Annotated in this window: 17 protein-coding genes; 7 read left to right on the top strand and 10 right to left on the bottom strand. The window is 68.8% G+C overall.

Annotated elements, in window-relative coordinates:
• Positions 1-126: 126 nt before the first annotated feature.
• The 7 genes from B4I46_RS07590 to B4I46_RS07560 all read right to left on the bottom strand — a co-directional run bounded on the left by B4I46_RS07590 (position 127) and on the right by B4I46_RS07560 (position 12,397).
• Complete coding sequence (locus B4I46_RS07590) at positions 127-2,586, bottom strand: TonB-dependent receptor plug domain-containing protein (protein WP_210014756.1); 2,460 nt, start codon at positions 2,584-2,586, stop codon at positions 127-129.
• Positions 2,587-2,646: 60 nt separating this feature from the next.
• Positions 2,647-4,878 carry a TonB-dependent receptor gene (locus B4I46_RS07585; RefSeq protein ID WP_286899404.1) on the bottom strand — a complete coding sequence of 744 codons (2,232 nt, stop codon included), beginning with the start codon at positions 4,876-4,878 and terminating at the stop codon, positions 2,647-2,649.
• 267 nt (positions 4,879-5,145) lie between these two features.
• Entirely contained in the window at positions 5,146-6,204 is a 1,059-nt protein-coding gene (locus tag B4I46_RS07580) for an ABC transporter substrate-binding protein (protein ID WP_043862916.1), read from the bottom strand.
• A complete protein-coding gene (locus B4I46_RS07575; RefSeq protein WP_058540679.1) occupies positions 6,201-7,346 on the bottom strand; it encodes an LLM class flavin-dependent oxidoreductase in 1,146 nt (381 codons plus the stop codon). The genes B4I46_RS07580 and B4I46_RS07575 overlap by 4 nt, the downstream gene beginning before the upstream one ends.
• 183 nt (positions 7,347-7,529) lie before the next feature.
• Positions 7,530-9,353: an ABC transporter ATP-binding protein gene (locus tag B4I46_RS07570; RefSeq protein WP_286899398.1), complete on the bottom strand. Its 1,824-nt coding sequence runs from the start codon at positions 9,351-9,353 to the stop codon at positions 7,530-7,532.
• A complete protein-coding gene (locus B4I46_RS07565) occupies positions 9,346-11,124 on the bottom strand; it encodes an ABC transporter ATP-binding protein (RefSeq protein ID WP_286899396.1) in 1,779 nt (592 codons plus the stop codon). The genes B4I46_RS07570 and B4I46_RS07565 overlap by 8 nt, the downstream gene beginning before the upstream one ends.
• A gap of 55 nt (positions 11,125-11,179) precedes the next feature.
• Positions 11,180-12,397, bottom strand: coding sequence for an acyl-CoA dehydrogenase family protein (locus B4I46_RS07560; RefSeq protein WP_286899394.1), 1,218 nt, complete (start codon positions 12,395-12,397; stop codon positions 11,180-11,182).
• A 290-nt stretch (positions 12,398-12,687) separates the two neighbouring features.
• On the opposite strand from B4I46_RS07560, the gene B4I46_RS07555 reads away from it, so the two are divergent.
• From B4I46_RS07555 to B4I46_RS07525, 7 genes are read left to right on the top strand one after another with little or no spacing between them, the layout of a single operon-like run.
• Complete coding sequence (locus tag B4I46_RS07555; protein WP_286899392.1) at positions 12,688-13,743, top strand: ABC transporter substrate-binding protein; 1,056 nt, start codon at positions 12,688-12,690, stop codon at positions 13,741-13,743.
• Positions 13,744-13,758: 15 nt separating this feature from the next.
• The gene (locus B4I46_RS07550; RefSeq protein WP_054915366.1) at positions 13,759-14,493 is read left to right on the top strand and encodes a class II aldolase/adducin family protein; all 735 of its coding nucleotides are present in this window, start codon (positions 13,759-13,761) and stop codon (positions 14,491-14,493) included.
• Between the two features lie 10 nt (positions 14,494-14,503).
• Entirely contained in the window at positions 14,504-15,679 is a 1,176-nt protein-coding gene (locus tag B4I46_RS07545) for an LLM class flavin-dependent oxidoreductase (protein WP_043860482.1), read from the top strand.
• A gap of 10 nt (positions 15,680-15,689) precedes the next feature.
• On the top strand, positions 15,690-17,264 hold the full coding sequence (locus B4I46_RS07540) for an ABC transporter substrate-binding protein (protein ID WP_196932390.1): 1,575 nt from the start codon (positions 15,690-15,692) through the stop codon (positions 17,262-17,264).
• Positions 17,257-18,318, top strand: a complete 1,062-nt coding sequence (locus B4I46_RS07535; protein ID WP_054915363.1) for an ABC transporter permease — start codon at positions 17,257-17,259, stop codon at positions 18,316-18,318. Before B4I46_RS07540 ends, B4I46_RS07535 begins: the two co-directional genes overlap by 8 nt.
• A 12-nt stretch (positions 18,319-18,330) precedes the next feature.
• A complete protein-coding gene (locus B4I46_RS07530; protein ID WP_104573098.1) occupies positions 18,331-19,149 on the top strand; it encodes an ABC transporter permease in 819 nt (272 codons plus the stop codon).
• Positions 19,146-20,981 (top strand): dipeptide ABC transporter ATP-binding protein, encoded by a 1,836-nt coding sequence (locus B4I46_RS07525; RefSeq protein ID WP_286899384.1) that lies wholly within the window; start codon positions 19,146-19,148, stop codon positions 20,979-20,981. Before B4I46_RS07530 ends, B4I46_RS07525 begins: the two co-directional genes overlap by 4 nt.
• Here the strand turns inward: B4I46_RS07525 and B4I46_RS07520 are convergent.
• The 3 genes from B4I46_RS07520 to B4I46_RS07510 form a co-directional block, all read right to left on the bottom strand.
• Positions 20,875-22,161, bottom strand: a complete 1,287-nt coding sequence (locus tag B4I46_RS07520) for a benzoate/H(+) symporter BenE family transporter (RefSeq protein ID WP_286899382.1) — start codon at positions 22,159-22,161, stop codon at positions 20,875-20,877. The genes B4I46_RS07525 and B4I46_RS07520 overlap by 107 nt on opposite strands.
• A gap of 60 nt (positions 22,162-22,221) precedes the next feature.
• A complete protein-coding gene (locus B4I46_RS07515) occupies positions 22,222-23,745 on the bottom strand; it encodes a PLP-dependent aminotransferase family protein (RefSeq protein ID WP_210015223.1) in 1,524 nt (507 codons plus the stop codon).
• A gap of 85 nt (positions 23,746-23,830) precedes the next feature.
• The gene (locus tag B4I46_RS07510; protein ID WP_054915360.1) at positions 23,831-24,289 is read right to left on the bottom strand and encodes a GNAT family N-acetyltransferase; all 459 of its coding nucleotides are present in this window, start codon (positions 24,287-24,289) and stop codon (positions 23,831-23,833) included.
• Between the last annotated feature and the right edge of the window lie 61 nt (positions 24,290-24,350).

Genomic DNA, 24,350 nt, shown 5'->3' with positions numbered 1-24,350 from the left:
CGCTCCTTAGAGTGGGGGGAACGTGGTTCCCGCCACACTATAGAAGCGCTGTCGCAGTGGATGAAGGCTAAGTGCCATACATCACGCCAAACGTTGATCCAGCTCAATTTTATTGTCGGACAAAACTCAGAAGTCGTAACTCAGGCTGGTGTAGTAGAACGCGCCCTGGGCGCCCTCGGGCGAGGTGATCGAGTACTTCTGCACCCCGTACAGGGTCTGGCCTTCGAGTTTGTCGGGGTGACTGTCGAACAGGTTGATCGCACCCACCGAGACCTTCAGCCCCTGGTCGAAGCGGTAGCTGAGGTCCAGGTCGGTGATCCACTGTGCGCTGAAGGTCTGGTCCAGGTCGGGGTTGCTGGCATTGAGGCTCTGCCATTCACCGTAGCGGCGCTGGGTCAGGGTCACGCCCCAGTTCTGGTACAGCCAGTTGGCGCTGAGGGTCAGCTTGGTGTCGGGGGTGCCGTGCTCGATCAGGCCCTGGGTGGCGCGCCCGACGATCTGGTTGCCGGCAATGCCGCCGGCATCGCGCAGTTCGGTGATGCGCGTGCGGGTCTTGGCGAAGCCGGCGTTCAGGTCCAGCCGGCCGTACTGCGCCAGGTCCCACTGGTACTGGCCGGCCAGCTCGATGCCGTCGGTGCGAGTGTCGGCAATGTTGGTATAGAACGCCGCACTCTGGATGTTGGCATACGGCGTACCGGCGAAGATCGGCCCCACCACGTTGGCCGGCAACTGGTCGGACAGGGTGATGCGGTTGTCGATGTCGATGCGGTAGGCGTCCACGGTCACCGAGGCGTTGGCCAGCGGGCGCCACACCAGGCCCAGGGAGTAGTTGGTCGACTCTTCGGGCTTGAGCGCGCGCCCGCCCAGCAGCGCGGCCTCGGGGCTGTCGGCACGCAGGGTGCGCTGCTGCACCTCGACCCAGTTGCCGCTGCCAGGTGGCTGCTCCACCACCTGCACGCTGAACGAGGACAGCCCGCTCTGCACCAGTGAAGGGGCGCGGTAGCCGGTGCTGAGGCTGCCGCGTGCGGCGATCTGCGGGGTGAAGTCGTAGCGCAGCGACAGCTTGCCGTTGGTGGTGTCGCCAAAGTCCGAGTAATGCTCCGAGCGCAGCGCCACGCCGGCCTGGAACTTGTCGGTGAGCTGCCCTTCGAGGTCGACATAGGCGCCGAACACCTTGCGCTCCAGCGACGCGGCATCGACGTTGGTGATGCCCGAGTAGTAACCGGGGATCGGCCGCCCGCTGACCGGGTCCAGGCTGCCGAACAGCGGCCCGTTCTGCCAGCCGGCCGCCTCCCCGGCGCCCAGGTGGTAGTTCTCCTTGCGCCAGGCCAGGCCCGCCGACAGGGTCAGCGGCCTGGCCAGCAGGTCGGTGGGGAAGTCGCGCACCCAGTCCAGGGTCAGGTTGGTCTGTTGGTTCTCGCGCTCGCCGGTGTAGATGCTCGACGGGCTGGCCGTGCCCCAGCTGGGGTTGATGGCGTTGCGGTCGGTGGACTTCAACGTGTCGTTGCCGTAGTTGGCAGCCAGGTCGAACGTGCCCAGGGTTTCGTCCTCCCAGCGCAGGCCGCCGGTCACGGCATAGTCTTGCAGGTTGTAGCGGGTGACCGGCAGGCGCCCGTCCGGGTAGCGGCGCAGCGCATCGCTGCCGTAGTTGCGGGCCAGGGTGGTGGGCGGGTCGAAGAAGCCGTCGGCGTCGGTGTTCTTGTGCGCATAGGTGGCAAAGCCATAGGCGGTCAGCCCTTCGCCCAGGCCGATTTCGCTGTTGGCCACCAGGTTGTACTGGTCCGAGACATTGCCCGAGCCCCAGCGCCAGGTGCGGTAGCGGTTGTTCTGCTCGCGCGGGGTATCGGTGCTGGTGCTGCCGGGGTAGAAGATCCGGTTGTCGGGGTTGGTGTCGCTGGCCGGGTCCTGGCTGCCGGCATCGAAGCTCAGGGTCAGGAAGCCATCGTTGGGCAGGGCCAGGCCCTTCCAGCCGCTGAGCTTGCGCTGCAGGCCGTCGCCCTTGTCATAGCCGCCGAAGCGATAGCCCACGTTGCCGCCGTCGTCGTTCTCCTTGAGCACGATGTTGATCACCCCGGCGATGGCGTCCGAGCCGTACTGGGCGGCGGCGCCGTCGCGCAGGATCTCCACCCGCGACACCGCGCTGAGCGGGATCAGGCTCAGGTCCACGGCCGCTGCGCCACGCCCGTTGGCCAGGCCCTGGCGGGTCACGTTGGCGCTGGTATGGCGGCGCTTGCCGTTGACCAGCACCAGCACCTGGTCCGACGCCAGGCCGCGCAGCGAGGCGCCCTGGGCGATGGAGCCGGCGAACGCGCCCTGGGGCGACTGCGGGAAGCTGAACGAGGGCGACAGGGCGGTCAGCGCACCGGACAGGTCGCTGGCGCCGGTGTCCTGCAGCTTTTCGGCGCTCAGCACATCCACCGGGGCTGCGCTTTGCAGCGCGGTGACGTCGCTGCGGCGGGTGCCGACCACGACCACGGTATCGAGCTTGTCATCCGCGCCGGGTGCGGCCTGGGCAGAGCATTCGGGCACGGCAACGCTGCCGATGACCAGCGCGATGGCGCCGGCCAAGGGGGTGGGACGCAACATGGGGTGTACTCCTTGCAAGGCAGTTGAAGTGCGCCGGCAGCCTGCCGCCGGCGCGTTCGATCAGAATCGGCTGGTGACGCTGACGCCGACCGTGCGCGGGTCGCCGTAGGTCAGCACGTACTGGCCCTGGGGGCCGTTGGGCCGGCCGTGCACCTGGTAGCGGCGGTCGGTGAGGTTGTTGACGAAGCCGGTCACGCTGAGCTTTTCATCCGCGCTGAACCAGGTCAGGCGGCTGTTGGCCAGGGTGTAGTGGGGCTGGCTGAGGGTCGGCTCGGCGCTGCTCTGGCGGTTGGCCAGAAAGTATTCCTTGTCGCGAAAACTCACGTCGGCGCCGGCCACCAGCTTGCCGCCGATCGCCAGCGGGATGGTGTAGTCGGCGCCCAGCGACACCACGTTGCGCGGCGAGCGCACGAAGCTGTTGCCGGTGTAGTCGGCGGTCACTTCGCCGGTGGTGGGGTTGACGTTCTTGAAGTCGGTGTACTCGGTGTCCAGGAACGACACCGCCGCGCGCAGGTGCAGGTAGTCGGTGGGCTGGCCCTCGATCTCCAGCTCCGCGCCCTTGACCTTGCCCTTGGCCCCGTTGGTGAGCGCGGTGGTGAGCACGCCGCTGTTGACCGTCAGCAGGTTGACCTGGATGTCCTGGTAGTCGTAGTAGAACAGGTTGGCGTTGACCGTCAGGCGGTGGTCGAACCACTCCGATTTCAGGCCCAGCTCGTAGGCATCGAGCTGTTCCGGGTCGACCGTGGTCAGCTGCGCCAGGTTGCTCGACAGGCCGGTGTTGAAGCCGCCGGAGCGAAAGCCGTGGGCATAGCGAAAGAACACCCGCAGGTTGTCGTTGATGCGGTACTCGGGCGTCACATCGTAGGTCCAGGCGTCCCAGCGCTTGCTCTCGTCGCGGTTGCCGTTGGCACCCGCAGCGCCCAGCGGCACCAGCGGGCCGTTGGCGCTGGTGCGGGTGAGCTGGGCCAGGTCCAGGTCGATGCTCTTTTTCTCGGTGGTCCAGCGCAGCCCGCCGGTCACGGTGAAGTTGTCGCTCAGGTCATAGGCCAGGTTGCCGAACAGCGCGTAGCTGTCGGTCTTGTGGGTGTAGTCGAGGCTGCTCAGGTCGACCCCGCCGATCTGGTTGGAGCCGGTGCCGTTTGGCGTCGGGCCCGGGGTCACGAAACGCCGGTCGGTGCTGTCGAGGGTTTCGTGAAAGTAATGGGTGCCGAGCATCCAGCGCAGGGTTTCCTGCTGCGGGGAGGCCAGGCGAAATTCCTGCGAGTACTGGTCGTAGCGGTTGTCGGTGTCGCTCGCGCCGTTGACCTCGTAGGGGGTGTAGTCGGCGTCGGTCAGCGACTGCTGGCGGATAGAGTCGTAGGCGGTGATGGAGGTCAGCCGGTAGTCGCCGATGTCCCAGTTCAGGGTCAGCGAGGTGCCGTCGTGGTCGAGTTTGGAGTGCTCGTCCACGTTCAGCTCGATGCGCCGCCCCTGCGGGCGCTGGTAGCCGACGTTGTAATAGGTGCCCAGCGGCAGCGAACCGCTGCTGCCATCGCCCTTGAACTGGCGCCCGTGGAGCTTCCACAGCGCCTCCAGGTCCGGGTTGAGCCTGGCCAGAAACTGCACGCGCACGGCCTTCTTGTTGACGTCGCCATAGGTCTGGTCGTTGGTCAGGTTGTGGGTGAAGCCGTCGCGCTCCTCGGAATACAGCGACACCCGGCCGGCCAGGCGTTCGTCCACCAGGGTGCCGCCCAGGGCGCCGTTGAGGATGCGTTCGTTCTTGCTGCCAAAGCCGATGGTGCCGAAGCCGTCGGTGTCGAAGGTGGGCTTTTTCGAGATCACGTTGACTGCCCCCGCCGTGGTGTTCTTGCCGTACAGGGTGCCCTGAGGGCCGCGCAGCACCTCGATGCGCTCCAGGTCGAACAGCGGGCCGCCGCCGGCGACGGGTGCGTTGAGGTAGACGTCGTCGGCATAGATGCCCACCGGGTAGACCGTGGCGGCGCCGGTGTCGCCGGTGCCCAGGCCGCGGATGTACCAGCGCGGGCGGCCATCGCCATCGGGGTTCTTGGCCGAGGCGTTGGGGATGAAGGTGGTGATGTCGCCCATGGCGCGCACGCCGTCGGCGGTGATACTGGTGCCCTGGACCGCGCTGACCGCCACCGGCACTTCCTGCAGGGTTTCTTCGCGGTGTTGTGCGGTGACGGTGACGGTCTTGAGTGCCGGCGTGGTGCTGTCGTCGGCGTGGGCGGTGCTGGTGCCTGCGAGCAGCAGGCCCAGGCCGATGCCCCTGGCCAGTGGATGAAGCTGATGCATGGTGTGGCTCCCCGAGTGTGGCTGATACGGGGCTAGAGCAGGGTTTGTGCCATGTTTGCAAGCTGTTGATTTACATGGGTTTTATCGGGTGTTTCGGGGTGGGTTGCTAGTGGTGCAGCAGGGGGCTGTGGAATGCCTGCTGCTGCAGCAGCAACCGGTTGGCAAGGCGGCGCCTTGCATCGCGGGTCAAGCCCGCTCCCACACGGACCGTGCGAATCCTGTGGGAGCGGGCTTGACCCGCGATGGGCTGCAAAGCAGCCCCAGCAATCAGGTGGCCACCCGCGACGTCGACCCGATCACCGCCTCCAGCACACTGAAATCGATCCAGTCGCGCACATCGAAGCGCCGCGCAATGAAATGCCACCGATGCAGAAAATCGGTGAAATCCTGCAGCGCCTCGATCGAGCGACTGTCCAGCGTGGTGCGCAGGCGCCGGTGCGCGTCCTCGCCATACGCCGCCGCCACCCAGTACTCGCTGGTGTTGAGCTCGCGCGCCAGGTAGCGCCGGGTTTCATCGGGGTTGGCCCAGGCCCACTGCTCGGTACGCAGCACCACGTCGACGATGCGCGTGCACGCGCCGAAATGCTGTTGCAGCAGGTTCAGGTCAACAGTCAGGGTGCGCGGCGTGCCGTTGTTGGAACGGATCAGCGGGTCGGGGTGCGAGCCGGTGTCGATCACCACCCGCAAACCGAACTCGTGGGCCAGTTGCAAGGCCGAGGCCCCCTTGAGGAAGATCGCGTCGATGTCGCCGCGCAGCAGCCCGATCAGTTCGTTGTTGCGCCGGCTCACCCGGTTCATGCCCAGGGTCACCGTGGCGCCATGCACATGGGTGACCTGCTCGTCGCTGTGGGTGCCGCCGTAGGGGTAGTCCACCAGTTCCACATCGGCCACGTCCAGGCCTTCGAGCCTGAGCGCGTTTTCCAACCCGCGCAGGGCCTGGGCGCGGGTGAAGTCGATCTGCACGTTGGCCCACTTGGGCAGGCCGAAGCGGCGGTTCTTGAGGTCGCGCACGCTTTTCACGCCGCTGTCCTCGGTGGTCAGGATCAACTGCACCTCATCGGCCCAGCTCAGCCCCAGCACGCGGGTCTGCACGCCGCTGGCGTAGGCCCAGATCGCCGGAATGTTGCCGCCGTGGCGCACCGAGTTGGGCAGGTGATGGTCGTAGTGGGCTTCGCGCACTTCGCGCTCGCTGGACTCGCGCAGCGACTGGATCGAGGTGCCCAGCGGCTGGAACGCCTCGGCCAGGCGCCCGGTCTGCACGGCGATGCCAAGGCCGGTCGGCACCGGGCTGTGGGTGTACCAGAGGGTATCGAGAGGGGTGGTCATAGGGGCATCGGGTCCTTGATGGGTTGTTGTTGCACCAGCGGCAGCACTTCCTGGCCGATGCGCAGGGCTTCTTCCAGGTGCGGGTTGCCGGCCAGGATGAAGGTCGAGAAGCCGGCGTCGCGGTACTCGGCCAGGCGTTCGGCGATGTTCTGGTGGCTGCCCACCAGGCCCACGGTGGGGCCGGGCTTGGCCTTGGCGAAACCGGCCCACAGGTTTGGCCCCAGAATCAGGTCGTCGAAGCGCTGGATGTTCTGGTGATAGGCGCTCTGGCGGGCGCCGCCGACCGAGTCGCTGGCAGTGCTGAAGGTGCTGGAGAGGGCGCTGGGCCTGCCGTCGAGCCTGTCGAACTGGCGGCGCAGGTCGCGCCAGGCGGCCTCTTCGGTTTCGCGGGCGAACAGGTCCACGCGCAGGCCGAAGCGCACCGTGCGGCCCTGCCTGTCGGCCAGCTCGCGCACGCGCTCGATGTGCGGCCTGAGCTGCTCGATCGGCTCGGCCCAGTTCAGGTACACGTCGGCATGGCGTGCAGCCACGTCCAGGGCCGGGTCGGAGAAGCCGGAGAAGTACACCCCCGGCTTGCGCACATGGCCCAGGTGCTCGGGCAGGGCGCCGTTGTCCAGTTGATAGACCTCGCCCTGGTAGCTGAAGTGCTCGTTGCGCCACAGGCCGTCGATGATGTCGAGAAATTCGCCGGTGCGCCGGTAGCGCTGGTCGTGGTCGAGAAAGTCGCCCTGGGCGCGCTGGCTGGCGGGGTTGCCGCCGGTGATGATGTTCCAGTCCAGGCGGTCGTGGCTCAGGTGCTGCAGGATGGCGGCCTGCTGTGCGGCATAGGCGGGCAGGGTCCAGGCGGCCTGGAAGGCGATCAGAAAGCGCAGGCGGCGGGTTTCGCGGGCCAGTGCGGCGGCCACGATCCAGGGTTCGGGGCCGGTGGGCAGCAGGGCGCCTTCGAAGCCGGCCAGTTCGGCAGCCTTGGCCACCTGTGCGATGTAGTCGATATAGGTGAAGCCGTCGGGGCGGCCGTCTGCCAGCCGGCCGGGTGCGATATGGCCGTGCTGGTGGCTGAAGCTGCCACGGTTGTGCCGGTCGGTGCTCAATTGCGGCCCGTCGGTGCCCAGGGGTAGGCGCCAGAAGAATTCGGTGCTCATGGCTGTTCCTCGGTGAATGTGCCAGAGGTGGTGCAACCGTCATGCCACGCGGTGCGGGCCCGATTTTGCGGGGGGTGGGCGACTGCACTGCTGCCAGGGCAGCAGTGCAGCAGCAGTGGGTGCGGCGGTTGCAGCACCAGAGCAATGCCCCCCTGTGGGAGCGGGCTTGACCCGCGATTGGCCCTAACCGGCCCGCGCATAGCTGCGATGCAGCGCCGCATACGCCCCACCCCTGGCCAGCAACTGCGCATGCGGCCCTTGCTCCACCAGGCGGCCCTGGCCGATCACCACGATGCGGTCCGCCTCGCGAATGGTCGCCAGCCGATGCGCGATGATGATCGCCGTGCGCCCCTCGCACAGCCGACGCAACGCCCGCTGGATGCGCCGCTCGGTATGCACGTCCACCGCCGAGGTGGCTTCGTCCAGCACCAGCACCGCGGGGTCTGCCAGGTACGCCCGCACCAGGCACACCAGCTGGCGCTGCCCATGGCTCAGGTGCGCGCCCAGCGCCCCCACCTGGGTCGCGTACTGGTGCGGCAGGCGCTCCAGCACTTCATCGGCGCCCAGCTCGCGGGCCGCCGCGATCAGCGTCGCATCGTCCGCCCCCGGTGCTGCCAGGCGCAGGTTGTCGAGGATGCTGCCGGCAAACAGCACGTTGTCCTGCAGCACCACACCCACGTGCCGGCGCAACTGCTGCTGGCTCAACTGGCGAACATCGATGCCATCGAGCTTCACCGCGCCGCCGTCCACGTCATAGAAGCGCGTGAGCAACTGCACCAGCGTGCTCTTGCCATGCCCCGACGGCCCGACCAATGCCAGCACCTCGCCGGCCCGTATGTGCAGGTCCAGCCCGTCGATCACCGGCGTTGGCGCCTGACGCTCATAGGCAAAGCGCACCTGCTCGAAGCGCACCTCGCCACGCGCCCTGGGCAACGCCACGGGCACCTGCGGGTCGAGAATCTGCGGCGCGGTGTCCAGCAGCAGAAAGATCCGCTGCGCCGAAGCCGAACCGGTGGCATAGCGCTCGAACAGGTCGGTCAGCTCCTGCAACGGCCCCAGAAACAGCATCACGTAGAACAGGCTTTCACCCACCTGGCCTACCGTCACCGAACCCTCGGCCAGCCCGTAGCCACCCACCAGCACCAGCACCGCCATGCCCATCGCGGCCAGCAGCGCGGTGAACGGCGCGAACCAGCCCGAGCGCAGGCTGCCCAGAATCAGCGCGCGGTTGAAGTCGTCCAGCAGGCCCTGGTAACGCTGCAGGTTGGTCTGCTGCCGGCCGGTCTGCTGCAGCAGGCGCACGCCGCTGACGCTCTCCACCAGATGGGCGGTGAAGCGGCTGCGGTTTTCCGCGACCTTCGCCCAGTTGTGCTGGGCGATACGCTTGAAGCCCCAGGTGGCGAGCAGCAGCAACGGCACGCTGCCGATCAGGCTGAAGAAGAACAGCGGCTCGATCAGCCACAGCATCACCGCCGCCAGGCTGCAGCGCAGCAGGGCGCCGAGCAGCTCGGGCGGGCCCTGGATCAGCAGCGGCTCAAGCGCGTCCACGTCGCGGTCGGCCCGCGAGATGATGCGCCCGGCGCGGGTGCGGTCGAAGTAGCCCACGCTCAGCGCCTGCACGTGCGCAAACACCCGCACGCGCAGGTCGTTTAGCACGCTGATCGCGGCGCTGCCGGCGATGTACTGCGACAGCCCCGCCAGCACGAAGCGCCCCAGCCAGCTTGCCGCCAGGCCCGCGCCCAGCCACAGCACCAGCGGCGGGTCCAGCAGCCAGGCGTTGCCGTCATGGATCAGCCCGTGATCGAGCAGCTCGCGCACGAACCACGGGCGCAGGAACACGGTGAACACCAGCACCAGCTCCAGGCCGATCACCCAGCCGATCTGCCGGCGCACCGGGCGCAGCAGGGGCAGCAGGCGCCGGAACATGCTGCGGTCCAGGGCCTTTCTTGCCAGTGATTCTTCTATTTCGATATCGCTCAGGGCAGTGCCCGCTTGCGGCTTAGCCATGCTCGATCCCCAGCAGTTCACGGTAGGTCGGGTTGCGGTGCAGCAGCTGCGCATGGCTGCCGCTGTCGGCAATGCCGGTACTGCTCAGCAGCAGCACGCGGTCGGCCAGTTGCACGGTGCTCAGCTTGCTGGCGATCAGCAGCAGGGTCGGTGCATGCCCATCGCTGCGGCGCTGGCGCAGGGTGTCGAGCACACGCTGTTCACTGATCGCGTCCAGCGCGCTGGTGGCGTCGTCCAGGCACAGGATGTCGGGGGCCGCCAGCAGGGCGCGGGCCAGGCACAGGCGCTGGCGCTGGCCGCCCGAGAGGGTCACGCCACGGTCGCCCAGCGGCGTGTCCAGGCCCTGGGGCAGGCGCGCCAGCACGTCCTCGGCGCTGGCCTGGCGCAGTGCATCGAGCAGTTGCGCGTCGCTGGCCGTGGGCGCACCCAGGCGCAGGTTGGCAGCCAGGCTGTCGGCGAACAGAAAGCTCTCCTGGGGCAGCACATGCACGCGCCGGCGTAGTTCATCCAGCGCCAGGGTGCGCACGTCGTGCCAGCCCCGTGCAGCGCTGCCCAGCAGCACGCGGCCCTGGTCGGCCTCGGTCAGGCGCGGCAGCAGGCTGGCCAGCAGGCTCTTGCCGGTGCCGGTGGCGCCCACCAGCGCGACCACCTCGCCGGGTTCTATCTGCAACGAGCACTGGCTGAGCACCGCCTGCCCACCGCCGGGCGCTGCCACGCCGACAGCCTCCAGCTTCAGGCCCAGCGGCCCCGGGGGCAGCGACTGCTGACCGCTGACGATGTGTACCGGCGCATCGAGCAACTGCCAGATACGCTCGGCCGAGGCGCGCGCGTCGGCGAAGGTCTGCATCACCCGGCCGATGCCTTCGATGCGAAACACCAGGGTGGTGGCGATCAGCAGCGAGGTCACCAGCTCGCCGATGCCGATGCGCCCCTGGGCCACCAGCTGCGCACCGACCACCAGGATCCACACATGCCCCAGCGCCACCACCGCCTGCGGCAGCGGTATGCGCGAGCTGGCGTAGGCCAGCGCCTGGCGTGCATGCCCGGCAAACACCTGCACCTGCGCGGCAAAGCCCTCGATGCGCTGGGCCTGCAGGCCGAACGACTTGATCACCCGTACCGCGCCGATGCCTTCGGCCAGGTCCTGGTTGACCCGGTCGTAGGCGGCGCCCACGGCCCGGTCCAGTGCCACCAGGCGCTCGGTCTGGTGCACGAAGATGCCCAGCCCGAGCACGGTCAGCAGCAGCGGCCCCAGGGCCAGCCACGGGTCGTACCAGGCCAGCAGGCCGACGGTGGCCAGCACCACCAACGGGGTTTCCACCAGTTGGCGCCAGAAGCTGATCAGCGCATCGCGCACCTTGTCCGCATCGCGGGTGGTGCGGGTGACCATCTCGCCCATGCCGTGCTGCCAGTGGTAGCCCAGGTGCAGGGCCTGCACCTGGGCCAGCAGGCGCTCGCGCAGGCGCGTAAGCAGCGCCTGGCCGAGCACCAGCGAGCCGATGGCCGCGGCGTACTGCAACACCGCGCGGCCCAGCGCCACCGCGGCTATCAGCCAGAACCAGTGCCAGGCCAGGCGTGCATCCAGGCTGCCATCGGCCAGGCGTACCACGGCGGCGCCGGCACTCACGTCGTTCAGCGCATGGCCGATCAGCCATTGCTGCCAGACCAGCCCCAGGTTGATGAAAACGAACAGCCCGGCGACCAGGGCGAAACGCCAGGGCATTTCGCGGTAGATCGCCAGGCTGCGCAGCAGCGGGTGTCGAGGGCTCATGGAAAACTCGAGGCAAAGGGGAAAGCAGGCGCAGGGCAGGCCCCGCGCCCGGTGTTCAGCGGCTGGCGCCCGCGCTCTGCCTGGCGGCGAGAATGGCAGTGTATTCGCCCGGGTCGATGCCGTTGAGGTAGTAGTTGCCCACGTGGTGCAGGCGCCAGCGGATCGGGTCGTGGGTGGTGTGCACCCGCGCATTGCGCCAGAAGCGGTCCAGGTTCCATTTGCTCAGCGAGGCGCTGGCCCCCAGCAGCGAGAAGATGTCGCTGGAGATCTTCAGCGAGGCGGCATCCGAGTGCGCCCGCGCGGTGGCTACCGCGAGAATCAGCTCGTCCTGCAGGGCCTTGTCGTCGGGGGCCAGCTCGTGCGCATCGAAGGTCCGTGCGGCATCGCGCAGCAGCGATTCGGCGGCGCGCAGGGCCACGGCGTATTCACCGATCTGGCGGATGATGTGCGGCTCTTCGCTGGCGCGCTCCACCTCGCTCTCCACCCACGGGCGCGCGTGCTGGTTGAGGTAGTCGATGCCGGCCTGCAGGGCGCCGGCGGCGATGCCGGTGTCGATGGCCGCGTGCAGTATCTGCGGGAAGGTCAGCCCGGTGCGCTTCATCGGGCCCTGGCGGCGCAGCACATAGCGCTCGTCCAGCTCGATGTTGTCGAACTGCACCGTGCCGCTCACCGAGTTGTTCTGGCCGAAGGCGTCCCAGTCGTCGAGCAGGGTCAGGCCCGGCGTGTCGCGGTGCAGCAGCACCCCGGCGCCGCCGTCGTCGCTGGCGGCGGTCAGCGAGATCCATTCGGCCAGGTACGAGCCGGTGGAGTAGAACTTGCTGCCGTTGAGCACCAGCTTGCCGTCTTCGCGGCGCTCGATGCGGGTCTTGAGGGCGAACTTGTTCTTGCCGCCGACCTCGGCCAGGGCGTTGCCCAGGCGCTTGCCGGCCAGCAGGTCGGCGATCAGGCGCTCGCGCACTTCATCCGGGTAGCCGCTGAGCACACCGCGCAGCATCACGTTGTGAATCTGCAGCAGTTGCCCGACACCGCCGTCGGCGGCGGACACGATGCGCACGGTCTCGACGATGGTCTGTACCGAAGCGCCCAGCCCGCCGAACTGCGCGGGCACGCCGATGGCGGTCAGGCCGCTGTCGGACAGCAGCTGGGCCTGGCGACGCGGCAACTGGCGGTTGTTGTGCCGGTCGCGGGCCAGCTCGGCGATCTGGCCGGCGATTTCATGGGCGGCGGCGATGGCCTGGGCGGCGCTTTCCAGGCGGCGGGGCGGGGTACTCATGCGGGGGCTTCCTTGAATGAACAGGTTTCAGGCCCTTGAGCAGGTTCTGTGCCACACGCCGCAAAGCCTTGTGCCACAAGGACTGCGGCCAGGTGCGGGCGGCGGGGTGCTGCTGGGGCAGCAGCGGGGCGCCGATTGTTGCTCTGGCAGCAGCAGGGCAGCTGCAACACTGCTGCCAGGCCAGCACCCGGTGTTCAACAGGTCTTTATAAAGCCAACAAAAACAATGAGTTGGTGAGTTGGCACGGGCGCTGCAATGGCACGGCTACCTTCGCTTGATGGAACATGCCCATGTCAATCGCCGCTACCTTGCCGTTGCCTGCCGCACCGGCCCTCGAACAGATCTGGTTTACCCGCTGCCCGGTGCCGACCGCCTCCGGCATCGCCTACACCCTGGGCTGGCTGGGGGAGGAATTCGCCGCCGACGGCCTGCCGGTGGAGACCCTGCAGGAAGCCCGCCAGCTCGGCCATCACCACTACGATCACCAGTTGCCCGGGCTGTTTCGCGAGGGCGGCAACGTGCCGGCCCTGGCCGCCCGCGCCGCCGGTTCGCCCAGCCGCCTGATCGGCCTGACCTGGATCGAGGAATGGCAGACCATCCTGGTACGCCCCGACTCCGGCATCCGCAGCGCCCGGGACCTCAAGGGCAAGCGCCTGGCGCTGCCGGCCTGGGGCGACAACCGCCCGGGCAGCATCGCCCGCGCCATGAGCCTGCATGGCTACAAGGGCGCGCTGAGCCTGGCCGGCCTGAGCTTCGACGATGTCGAACTGGTGGAAGTGGCGCTGCACAACCAGGACGACGCCCCCACCCCCGAGCAGGGCCTGCAGCGCCTGTGGTCGGGGCTGGACTACCTGGCCCGTGGCGAGGTCGACGCGGTGTACGTCAAGGGCGCCGCCGCTGCCGATGCAGCGCGCCGCCTGGGCCTGGTGGTGGGCATCGACCTGGACCAGATCAGCGACCCGCGTTACCGCATCAACAACGGCACGCCACGGCCGATCACCGTGCACCAGAGCCTGCTGGACAACCACTTCGAGCTGGTGGTGCGCTTCCTCGCGCAGACCCTGCGCGCCGCCGACTGGGCCAGCCACAACCGCGAGGCACTGCTGCGCATCCTGCAGGACGAGACCCGCGCCGGCGCCCAGGGCGTGGACGAAGCCTACCGTGGCGACTTCCACACCACCCTGGCCCCGGACCTCTCGGCCCAGCGCCTGGGCTACCTGGACATCCAGAAGACCTTCCTCAACCTGCATGGCTTTCTCGAAGCCGATTTCAACCTGGCCGACTGGGTCGACCCGCGTCCACTGCAAGCTGCCCATCAACTGCTGGCCCGGCGCGCCCGCGCCTGAACCAAGGAGTCCGCCATGACCGTACTGACCACCGAGCACCTGATCGACGCCGACCTCAAGGCCTTCATCGAGCAGGTGCTGCACGAGGCCGAACAGGCCTTCACCGTGTTCCGCGAAACCAACACCCTCACCGCCGCCGGCACCGTGGGCTTCATCGAGCGCGTACCGGGCCGCGAGCTGCTGGTGTCGGTCAACTACCCAGGCCCGTGGGACTACCGCAAGCCGCTGCAGGCCACGGTCAGCGACTTTGCCGGCAACCTGGTGCATGGCCAGGGCAAGGGCGGGCTGGGCCGCTACACCCGGCTGTTTCGCGAAGACGCCGGCATCACCACGGTGTCCCACGTGCACACCCCGTACCTGGGCGCCTGGGCGCAGACCCAGCGCAGCCTGCCGTTCCACTACGTGCCGGTGCAGCGCTACCAGCTGGCCCGCGAGCTGCCGGTGTACATCGACCGGCGCCAGGACGAGGTCGACTTCATTCTCGAGCGCCTGGCCGAGAACCCCTACACCCCGGCGATTCTCGAAGCCAACGGCGGTGCGACCGTGTGGGGGCGCCAGGGCCTGCGCGCCACCGCCGAATTCATCCTGCTGCTGGAGGAGGGCGCGCAACTGCAACTGCTGGCCGAGTCCATCGGCGGCTCGCGCCCCTACGGCCCCGGCGTGCTCACCCAGCAATGGAACATGAGCAAGCTGATCGACCGCGCCCACGCGCTGGGCCTGGTCCCGGCCATCGACCGCCCACGCGCCTGAGGAACCTGCCATGGCCATCAAGATCCTGTGGTACCTCACCAGCCCCGACGGCCCCTACCCGTGGGAGCCCCAGGGGCGCTGGAAAACCGATTTCGCCCACCTCAGGCAACTGGCGGTGGCCAGTGACCGCCTGGGGTTCTACGGCGCCCTGCTGGGTTCAAGCCCCAACGAGAGCCTGGCGGTGTCGGCGGCACTGATCGATGCCACCGAGCGCCTGCGCTTTCTGGTGGCGCAGCACCCGGGCGAGCTGTCGCCGGCGGTGCTGGCCAAGTGGGCGCTGACCTTCGACGAGTTCTCCAACGGCCGCCTGCTGTTCAACGTGGTCAATGGCAGCGACGCGGGCCTGGCCACCCTGGGTGTTCATTACCCGCACGATGAGCGCTACCAGTTCAGCCTGGAATACTGGCGCGCCTTCCAGCGCATCTATGCCGGCGACACCGCCGGTTTCGACGGCCAGTACGTGCAGCTCGCGCCACGCCCGGCTGCGGCGGCGCGCCATCCGCTGGGCGGTTGGCACCCGCCGCAGCGCCTGGCGGTACCCCTGTGGGGCGCCGGCACCTCGGACGTGGGCGTGGCGCATTCGGTGCAACTGCTGGACGTGTACCTGAGCTTTGCCGACACCCCGCCCAGGCTGGGCGACAAGTTCCGCCGCGTGGCCGCCGAAGCGGCGAAGATCGGCCGCGAACTGACCTACGGCACGCGCCTGCAGGTCATCGTGCGCGAGACCGAGGCCCAAGCCTGGGCGCATGCCGAGAATCTGCTGCAACAGACCTCCCTGGCCACCGCCCGCGCCGCCATCGAGCGCCGCCTGCCGCCGGGCCAGACCCTGGACACCTTCCACAGCGACAACCCGCAGGTGCAGCGCAACGTGCAGAGCATCCGCGACGGGCGCCTGCCCACTGCGCGCGAGCTTGAGATCTACCCCAACGTGTGGACCGGCCCCAGCCTGTTCGGCTTCGACATCCTCGGCCCGTCGTCCGGCACCTACCTGGTGGGCAGTGCCGAGCAGGTGGCCGAGCGCATTCGCGAGTACCAGCAGCAGGGCACCTCGGCGTTCATTCTCTCGGGCTTTCCGCTGATCGATGAAGCGCACCGGGTGGCCGACCTGCTGTTCCCGCTGCTGGAACTGGACCACGGGTTCGAGATCCCGCGCCTGGGTGCGCGCACCGCTGCCGAGCCGGCCTAAGGAGCTGCCCATGCCTCATGAATTCTCGCGCCGGATCTTCCTCGGCAACAGCCTGGCCGTCGGTGGCGGCCTGTTGCTGGGCTCCAGCCTGCTGGGCGGCTGCGATGCCGGCGGGCCTGCCAGCAGCGCGGCGGCCATTGCACGCCCGGGCACCCCGGTGCACGGCGGGCGCCTGCGCGTCGGCATCATCGACGGCGACCAGGCCGGCAACCTGGATGCACACAAGCCTTCCGGTGGCGGGATCATTCGCGGCTGGGCGCTGTACAGCAAGTTCTGGGAGTGGAACGACGACGTCAGCACGCGCCTGGGCCTGGCCGAATTTGCCGAGCCCAATGCCGATGCCAGCGCCTGGACCATTCGCATCAAGCCGGGGCTGGAGTTCCACCACGGCAAGAGCATCGGCGCCGACGACATGCTGTTCTCGATCCTGCGCCTGACCGACCCGAAACTTGCCTCGCCATTTGCCGGGCTGGTGGGCGCCATCGACCGCCAGGCGCTGCGCAAGCTCGACGAGCGCACCATCGAGATCCGCTTCAAGCAGGGCCGCAGTTTCTTCCCGCTGGACGAGACCCTGATTGCCTTCGGCGGCATCGTGCCTACCGACTACGACCCGGTCAGCAACCCGGTGGGCGCCGGCCCGTACCGGCTCAAACGTTTCGTGCCGGGCCAGCGTGCGCTGTTCAGCCGTTTCGAAAACTACTACAAGCCCAACCAGCCGTACGCCGACGAGCTGGAGATCATCGAATTCAAGGACCAGGTATCGCGCGTGGCCGCCCTGCGTGCCGGGCAGATCGACATCGCCAGCGGCGTGCAGGCCGAGCACAGTGCCTTGCTCAAGGCCGACCCGCGCCTGCAACTGGTGGTGTCGCCCACCACCTCGTTCAGTGGCTTCAACCTCAACACCGCCAAGGCGCCGTTCCAGGACGAGCGGGTGCGCCAGGCCTTCCGCCTGCTGGCCGACCGCCAGGAGCTGGTGGGCCGTGGCCTCAACGGTTTCGGGCGCATCGCCAACGACCTGTATTCGCCAACCGACCCCACCTACAACCATGCCATCGCCCAGCGCCCCTTCGATCTGGACCAGGCCCGTTCGCTGCTGCGCCAGGCCGGGCAGACCGACCTGCGCATAGAGCTGACCACCACCGCCAACGAAATCAACGCTGCCCTGGTGTTCGCCCAGCAGGCGAAGAAGGCCGGGGTCCAGGTCAAGGTCACGCCGGTGGACGCCTCGGTATTCAACGGCCCGCAGAAGGAGCAGTGGCTGATGTCGCCCGGCTCGACACCGGCCCGCGGCTTTCTGGCCACCGGCCTGCACAACGATGCACCGCTGGCGATCTACAACCGCAGCAACTTCCGTGACGAGCGCTTCAGTGCGCTGTTCACCCAGGCCCTCGGCCAGCCGGATCTGGCGCAGCGCAAGCAACTGGTACACGAGGCGCAGGCCATTCAGCACCAGCGCGGCGGCCTGCTGATCTGGGGCTTCACCGACGTGCTGGACGCCGCCTCGAACAAGGTCGGCGGCCTGCACGGCGAACAGACCACCTTCGCCTCCTGGCGCTTTGACAGCCTGTGGTTGAACCATGCCTGAACCGTGCGCAACCTCTCATCGACTGCCGGCCTGGCTGCCCTGGTTCATCGGGCGCCTGGGCTATGGCCTGCTCACCGCCTGGGTCATCAGCCTGGTGGTGTTCATCGCCACCCAGGCGCTGCCCTCGGACCCGGCGCGGGTGATCCTGGGCCCCGACGCGCCGCTGGAGAGCATCCAGACCCTGCGCGAGCAACTGGGCCTGAACCGGCCGATCCTGCTGCAGTACCTGAGCTGGCTGGGGCAGGTGCTGCACGGCGACCTGGGCATCTCGCTGGATTCGAACCAACCGGTGGCCGGCATCATTCTCGCGCGCTTTGGCAATACCCTGGCGCTGCTGGGCGGCGTGCTGCTGGTGGTGGTGCCGCTGGCGTTGAGCATCGGCGTGAGCCTGGCGCTGCGGCGTGACAGCCGCCTGGACCGCTGGGCGCTGTCGGCGCTGATCTTTCTCAAGGCCACCCCGGGTTTTCTGCTGGCCATCGGGCTGGTGCTGCTGTTTTCCATGCCGCAGTTCAGCCTGCTGCCGGCGGTGTCGATCCTCGACCCGGACAAGCACCTGTGGCAGCAGCTGGAGTTTCTGCTGCTGCCGATCCTGGCCCTGAGCCTGTCGTCGCTGCCGTACCTGGCGCGGCTGGTACGCGCCTCGATGATCGAGGCGCTGGAATCCGACTACGTGAGTGCGGCGCGCCTGCGCGGGGTGCCCGAATGGCGCATCGTGTGGCGCCACACCTTGCCCAACGCGCTGGTGCCGGCGGTGCAGGGCGTGGCCCTGACCTTGCGCACCCTGATCGGCGGCGCGCTGCTGGCCGAGGTGATCTTCAGCTACCCCGGCATCGGCACCCAGCTCAACACCGCGATCCAGATGCGCGACCTGCCGCTGATCCAGGGCGTGGTGCTGGTGATCACCCTGGGCGTGGTGGCGATCAACCTGCTGGCCGATCTGCTCACCGTGCTGCTGACCCCCAGGCTGCGCACCGCGCGCCGGGTCACGTTGATCCAGCGCAACCGTCGCGGCATCCAGAGCTGGTGGCGCCGCCCGGCAGCCAAGGCCCCTTGAGAGGAAGAGAGCATGTTCAGTGCAAGTGTCTGGCGTGAGCCGCAAATTCGTCGGGGTGGGCTGGTGACCCTGGCCATCGTGCTGCTGGCGCTGCTGGGCCCGTGGCTGGCGCCGCATGCGCCCACCGACATGGTTGGCGGGGTGTACGGGCCGCCCAGCGGCGAGGCGCCGTTGGGGCATGATTTTCTGGGCCACGACGTGGTGTCGCGGCTGCTCAGTGGCGGTGTGTCGATCCTGTGGATGTCGCTGGCGGCCGCTGCCATTGCGCTGGTGCTGGGCACGGCGCTGGGGCTGCTGGCCGGGCTGTCGCGCCAGCGCCTGGACCAGGCCATCACCTGGCTGGCAGATGTGTGGCTGGCGTTTCCGGACCTGATCCTGGTGCTGCTGATCGTGTCGATGCTGGGGCGCGCGCCGTGGCTGATCGTGATGACCGTGGCAATTGCCTTTACCCCCGGCGTGATCCGCCTGGCGCGCGGCAGTGCGGTGGCGGTGGCCAGCCAGGAGTTCGTGGAGGCGGCGCAGATGATGGGCTTTTCGCGCACGCGGATTCTGCTGCGCGAGATCCTGCCCAACGTGCTGACGCCGCTGCTGGTGCACTTTGGCAACATGCTGACCTGGGGCGTGGGCATGTTGTCGGGCCTGAGCTTTCTGGGTTACGGCGTGGCGCCGCCGGCGGCGGACTGGGGGCTGATGATCAACGAGAACCAGGCCGGGCTGCTGGTGCAGCCGTGGGCGGTGCTGGCACCGGCGCTGCTGATCGGGGTGTTCGCCTACGGCACCAATATTCTGGCCGAGGGCATTGCCCGGCACAGTGCGGGAGAACGCAAATGAATGCGCATGCCTTGATGGCCTCTTCGCCGGCAACGCCGGCGCCTACAGGTTTTGCACCGTCTGTAGGAGCCGGCGTTGCCGGCGAAGCGTTGCGGGTCGAGAACCTGCGGGTCGAACTCGCCAGCGGCGCCGATATCATCGACCACATCCACTTCAGCCTGGCCCCCGGTGAAATCCTCGGCCTTGTCGGCGAGTCCGGCTCGGGCAAGACCACCCTGGCCACCGCGCTGCTGGCCCATGCCCGGCGCGGAGCGCAGATTGCCGGCGGGCGCATCGACATTGCCGGCGCCTCGCTGCTCGAGCTCAAGGGCGATGCCCTGCGCCGCGCCCGCGGCGGGCTGATCGGCTATGTTGCGCAAGACCCGGCCATGGCCCTCAACCCGGCGCTGCGCATCGGCAACCTGCTGCGCGAAACCCTGCTGGCCCACGAGCCGCAGCTTGCCCGCGCGGCCCAGGCCGACCGCCTGCAGCAGACCCTGGTGGACGTCGGCCTGCCCGGCGATCGCGAGTTTCTCAGGCGCTTCCCCCATCAACTGTCCGGCGGCCAGCAGCAACGGGTGATGCTGGCCCTGGCCTTCGTGCTGCGCCCGCGCCTGATCGTGCTCGACGAACCCACCACCGCCCTCGACGTCGGCACCCAGGCGCACATCCTGCAAACCCTGCGCAGGCTGTGCAAGGAGCAGGGGGTGGCGGCGGTGTACGTGTCCCACGACCTGGCCGTGATCAAGGACCTGGTCGACCGCGTGATGGTGATGTACGCCGGGCGCATCGTCGAGGTGGCGCAGCGCGAACGCCTGTTCGCGCGGCCCGCGCACCCGTACACCCTGGGCCTGCTGGCGGCGATTCCGGACGTGGCCCGCCAGCGCCCATTGCAGGCGATTGCCGGCCATGCCCCGGCGCCCGGTCAGCGCCCGCAAGGCTGCGCCTTCGCCCCGCGGTGCGCGCGCCGCAGCGCTGCCTGCACCTCGCTGGAGCCGTCGCTGAATGCGCTGGACAGCGCGCAGCAGGTCGCCTGCCTGCACCCGCAACTGACTGCTGTGGCTGCGCCGACGGTGGTGCCGGCAACGATGCTCAGCTGCGCTGACACGCCGCTGCTGAGCCTGCGCGACCTCAACCTGAGCTACGACCGCCAGGTGCTGTTCGACCTGTCGCTGGACCTGTACAAGGGCGAATGCCTGGCGGTGGTGGGCGAGTCGGGCTCGGGCAAGACCAGCCTGGCGCGCACCCTGGCGGGGCTGGGCGATACCGCCCAGGCCGAGCTGACCTTCGACGGGCAGCCGCTGAGCCTGCTGGCGCGCCAGCGGCCCGCGGCCACGCGCCACCGTATCCAGTACATCTTCCAGAACCCGTACCGCGCCCTGAACCCGCGCCAGACCGTGGCGCAGTGCCTGCAAGCGCCGCTGGAGCACTTCTTCGGCCTCAAGGGCGCGGCCTGCCGGGCGCGTATCGACGCGGCGCTGGCACGGGTCGCGCTGCCCCCGGATGCGGCGCACAAGTACCCGCATCATCTGTCGGGTGGCGAGCGCCAGCGCGTGGCGATTGCCCGCGCGCTGGTGTGCGAGCCTTCGGTGCTGATCTGCGACGAGGTGACCTCGGCCCTGGACGTGTCGGTGCAGGCGGCGATCCTGGCGCTGCTCAAGCAGTTGCAGGGCGAGGGCATGACCCTGCTGTTCGTCACCCACGACCTGGGCGTGGTGCGCGCCATCGCCGACCGCGTGGTGGTGGTCAGGGAAGGGCGGATTGTCGAGCAGGGGCCGGCGCAGGATGTGCTGGACCACCCCCAGGCGGCGTACACCCAGGGCTTGCTGGCGCACTCGCCACGGCTGGGCTGAGCGGGCGGCCGGCGTGCATCAGCGCATGCACCAGCAGGCCGGTCAGCAACCCCCAGAACGCGCCGCCGATACCCAGCAGGGTGACATTGGCGGCGGTGGCCAGAAAGGTGATCAGCGCGGTCTCGCGGGTACGCGCATCGCCCATCGCGCTGGCCAGGCTGCCACCGATGGCGCCCAGCAGGGCCAGCCCGGCGAGGGTGGTGACGAAGGTGCGCGGCAGCACCATGAACAGGCTGGCCAGGGTCACGCCGAAAACCCCCACGGTGACGTAGAACACCCCGCAGGCGATGCCGGCGAGGTAGCGCCTGGCCGGGTCGGGGTGCGCGTCCTTGCCGGTGCAGATGGCCGCAGTGATGGCGGCCACGTTGAACGCATGGGCGCCAAACGGCGCCATCAGCAGCGACCCCAGCCCGGTGACCGTGATGATCGGGTTGGCGCTGGTGGTGTAGCCGTCGTTGCGCAGCACCAGCATGCCGGGCATGTACTGCCCGGTGAGGGTGATGACGAACAGCGGCAGCGCCACGCCGAACAGCGCGCCAAGGCTGAACTGCGGGGTTTCGAACACCGGCAGCGCCATGCTCAGGTGCACGCCGTGCAGGTCCAGGCGCTGCTGGGCCAGCAGCATGGCCAGGCCCGCCACCAGCACCCCGACCACGGCAAAGCGCGAGGTGAAGCGGCGCAGCACGGCGTAAGTGAGCACCAGCACGATCACCAGCAGTGGGTCGGCGCTGGCCCCGCCGAAGGCGTTGACCCCGAACTGCAGCAGGATGCCTGCCAGCAGCCCGGCGGCGATGCCGGCCGGTATCCAGCGCACCAGCCGCTCGAACACCCCCGACAGCCCCAGCAGGATGAAGCCGATGGCGCACAGCACGTAGGCGCCGATCACCTCGCCATAGGGTGTGAACGGCATGACCGTGGCCAGGAACGCCACGCCCGGGGTGGACCAGGCGGTGATGATCGGCGCGCGGTAGCGCCAGCTCAGCCAGGCCCCGGTCAGGCCCACGCCGATGCTCACCGACCACACCCACGAGGCGGTTTGCGCGGCGCTCAGGTTGCCCAGTTGCGCGGCCTGGAACACCAGCACGAAGGTGCCGCCATAGTTGACCATGACGCTGATCAGGGCGGCCAGGGTGGGTGAGACGAGGTCACGCGGGTGCAGGCGCGAAGCGGTTCGGTTCATGGGCAGGTCCTTGCGGGATGGGCTGGGGTGCCGAGCGTATCCGCGCCAGGGGTGGCCCGATCAGTCCACCTCGCTGGCCTGCGCCAGACCGCTGCGCACGCCGGGGCGCAGGGCCTTGGCCAGGCGTGCCACGGCACTGCCGATCTGGTGCGGGGTGAGCGCTGCGAAGCCCAGCAGCCAGCCGCCCTGTGCCGGCGGCGTGGCGTACAGGCGGCTGAGGCCGGGCAGGTGGATGCCCGCCCGCGCGGCCTGGCGGATCGTCTCGGCCTCGCTCCAGCCATGCTCCAGGCGGCACAGCATCTGCAGGCCGCCCGGTGGCAGCTGCGCGCTGGCGATGCCGCCCAGGTGCTGGTGCAGTGCCTCGGCCATGGCCTCGCGGCGCACGGCATACAGCGTGCGCATGGCGCGAATGTGCGCGGCGAAATGGCCGTCTTCGATAAACCGCGCCAGGGTCAACTGGGCCAGTTGCGGGGTGTGCCCGTCGAGCATGCTGCGCGCGTGGCTCATGGGCGCGACCAGGGCCGGCGGCAGCACCATGAAACCCATGCGCAGGCCGGGGTACAGCGACTTGGCGAAGGTGCCCAGGTAGATCGTGCGCTGCGCGCTGTCCAGGCCCTGCACGCAGGCGGTGGGCAGGCCGTCGTAGTGGAACTGGCTGTCGTAGTCGTCCTCGATGATCCAGCCGTTGCGCTCGGCGGCCCAGGCAATCAGGTCCAGGCGCCGCTCCAGGGCCAGGGTGACGCCGGTGGGGTACTGGTGCGACGGGGTGACGTAGACGGTGTTGGCGCCGCTGCGGTCGGCACGCAGCAGGTCGGTGCGCAGGCCGTGCTCATCCACGGCCACGGGCACCACCTGCAGCTGTGCCATCTCGAAGGCCTTGCGCGCGCCAAAGTAACCCGGGTCTTCGAGCAGGATCGGCCCGCCGGGGTCGGCCAGCACCTGCGCGCACAGGTACAGCGCCTGGCGCGCGCTGCTCAGCACCAGCACCTGGTCGGCGTGCACCCTGGCGCCGCGTTCCAGGTTCAGGTAGCGGGCGATGGCCTGGCGCAGCGGCGCGGCACCCAGCGGGTCGCCATGCAGCAGCACCTGGGCGCGGTAGTCCTTCTGGGCCTGGCGTTGCAGGCGGTCCCAGGTGTCGAGGGGGAAGTTGCGCGTCTCGGGCAGGCCGGTGGCGAAGGCCTTGACCTGCTGCTGGTCGCTGACCCCGCCGCTGGCCAGGATCGCCGCGCCACGGGCGCTGAGGCCGACGGTGGCAGGCGCGTGCTGCGGCGCGCCGGTGCGCGGGGGGCGTGCACCCAGCAGACGCGGCCCCAGGTGCTCGGCCACATAGCTGCCCGAGCCTGGGCGGCGGCAGATGCAGCCCTCCAGCTGCAGTTGCACATAGGCCATCTCCACGGTGTCGCGAGACAGTCCCAGGGAACTGGCCAGGGTGCGGGTGGCGGGCAGGCGGCAACCCGGTGGCAGTTCGCCGGCAAGAATGAGTTCGCGCAGGGCGCGCTGTACCCGCACGCGCAGCTCCAGCGGGGCCAGCTCGGCGGCGGCCAGGCGGATCTTCAGGGTGTCGAGTTGAAAACTGTGGGCCATGACGTCTGTGCAGTGAAGAAGGGCAGGCCGGCATGCTGACCTGCCAGGGCCCGGCTGTCCATGCCTGCCCTTGAACGGGGGAAGGTTACAGCGCGATCTGGTAGAGGATCGTGCCGGGGTTGACGGCCACACGGTTGTACAGCTGCTGGGCGCGATGGTTGGTCTGGTGGGTGTGCCAGTACAGGCGTGTGCACTGCTGCTGGTCGGCGGCGGCCTTGACCCAGGCGATCAGGTGCTCGCCGGTACCCTGGCCGCGCATCTGCGGGGCGACGTAGAGGTCTTCGAGGTAGCAGTAGTGGGTGGTCGACCAGGTAGAGCGGTGGATGACCCAGGTGACCATGCCGACCAGCTCGCCGTCGTACTCGGCCACTGCGGCGAACACGGGCTCGTCGGGGTCCAGAAAGCGCTTGAAGGTGGTGGCGTTGACGGCTTCGCCCAGGTCGACCTGGTAGAAGTCCTGATAGGCCAGCCAGAGCGGCAGCCAGGCCTCGAAGTCGGTGGGCTGGATGGGGCGGATGGCGAGTGATGCGGTACTGCTGGTCATCGCTGATGGTCCTCGTTGATGGCAAGGCTGCATGCCTCGCGACCTGCCCAAGCATAGGGGC

Origin of the sequence: Pseudomonas sp. UBA7500 (assembly GCF_002478435.1) — a bacterium.
Taxonomy (GTDB): domain Bacteria; phylum Pseudomonadota; class Gammaproteobacteria; order Pseudomonadales; family Pseudomonadaceae; genus Aquipseudomonas; species Aquipseudomonas palmensis.
The sequence above is the reverse complement of the archived record's forward strand: the minus strand, read 5'-3'. Positions and strand labels throughout refer to the sequence as shown.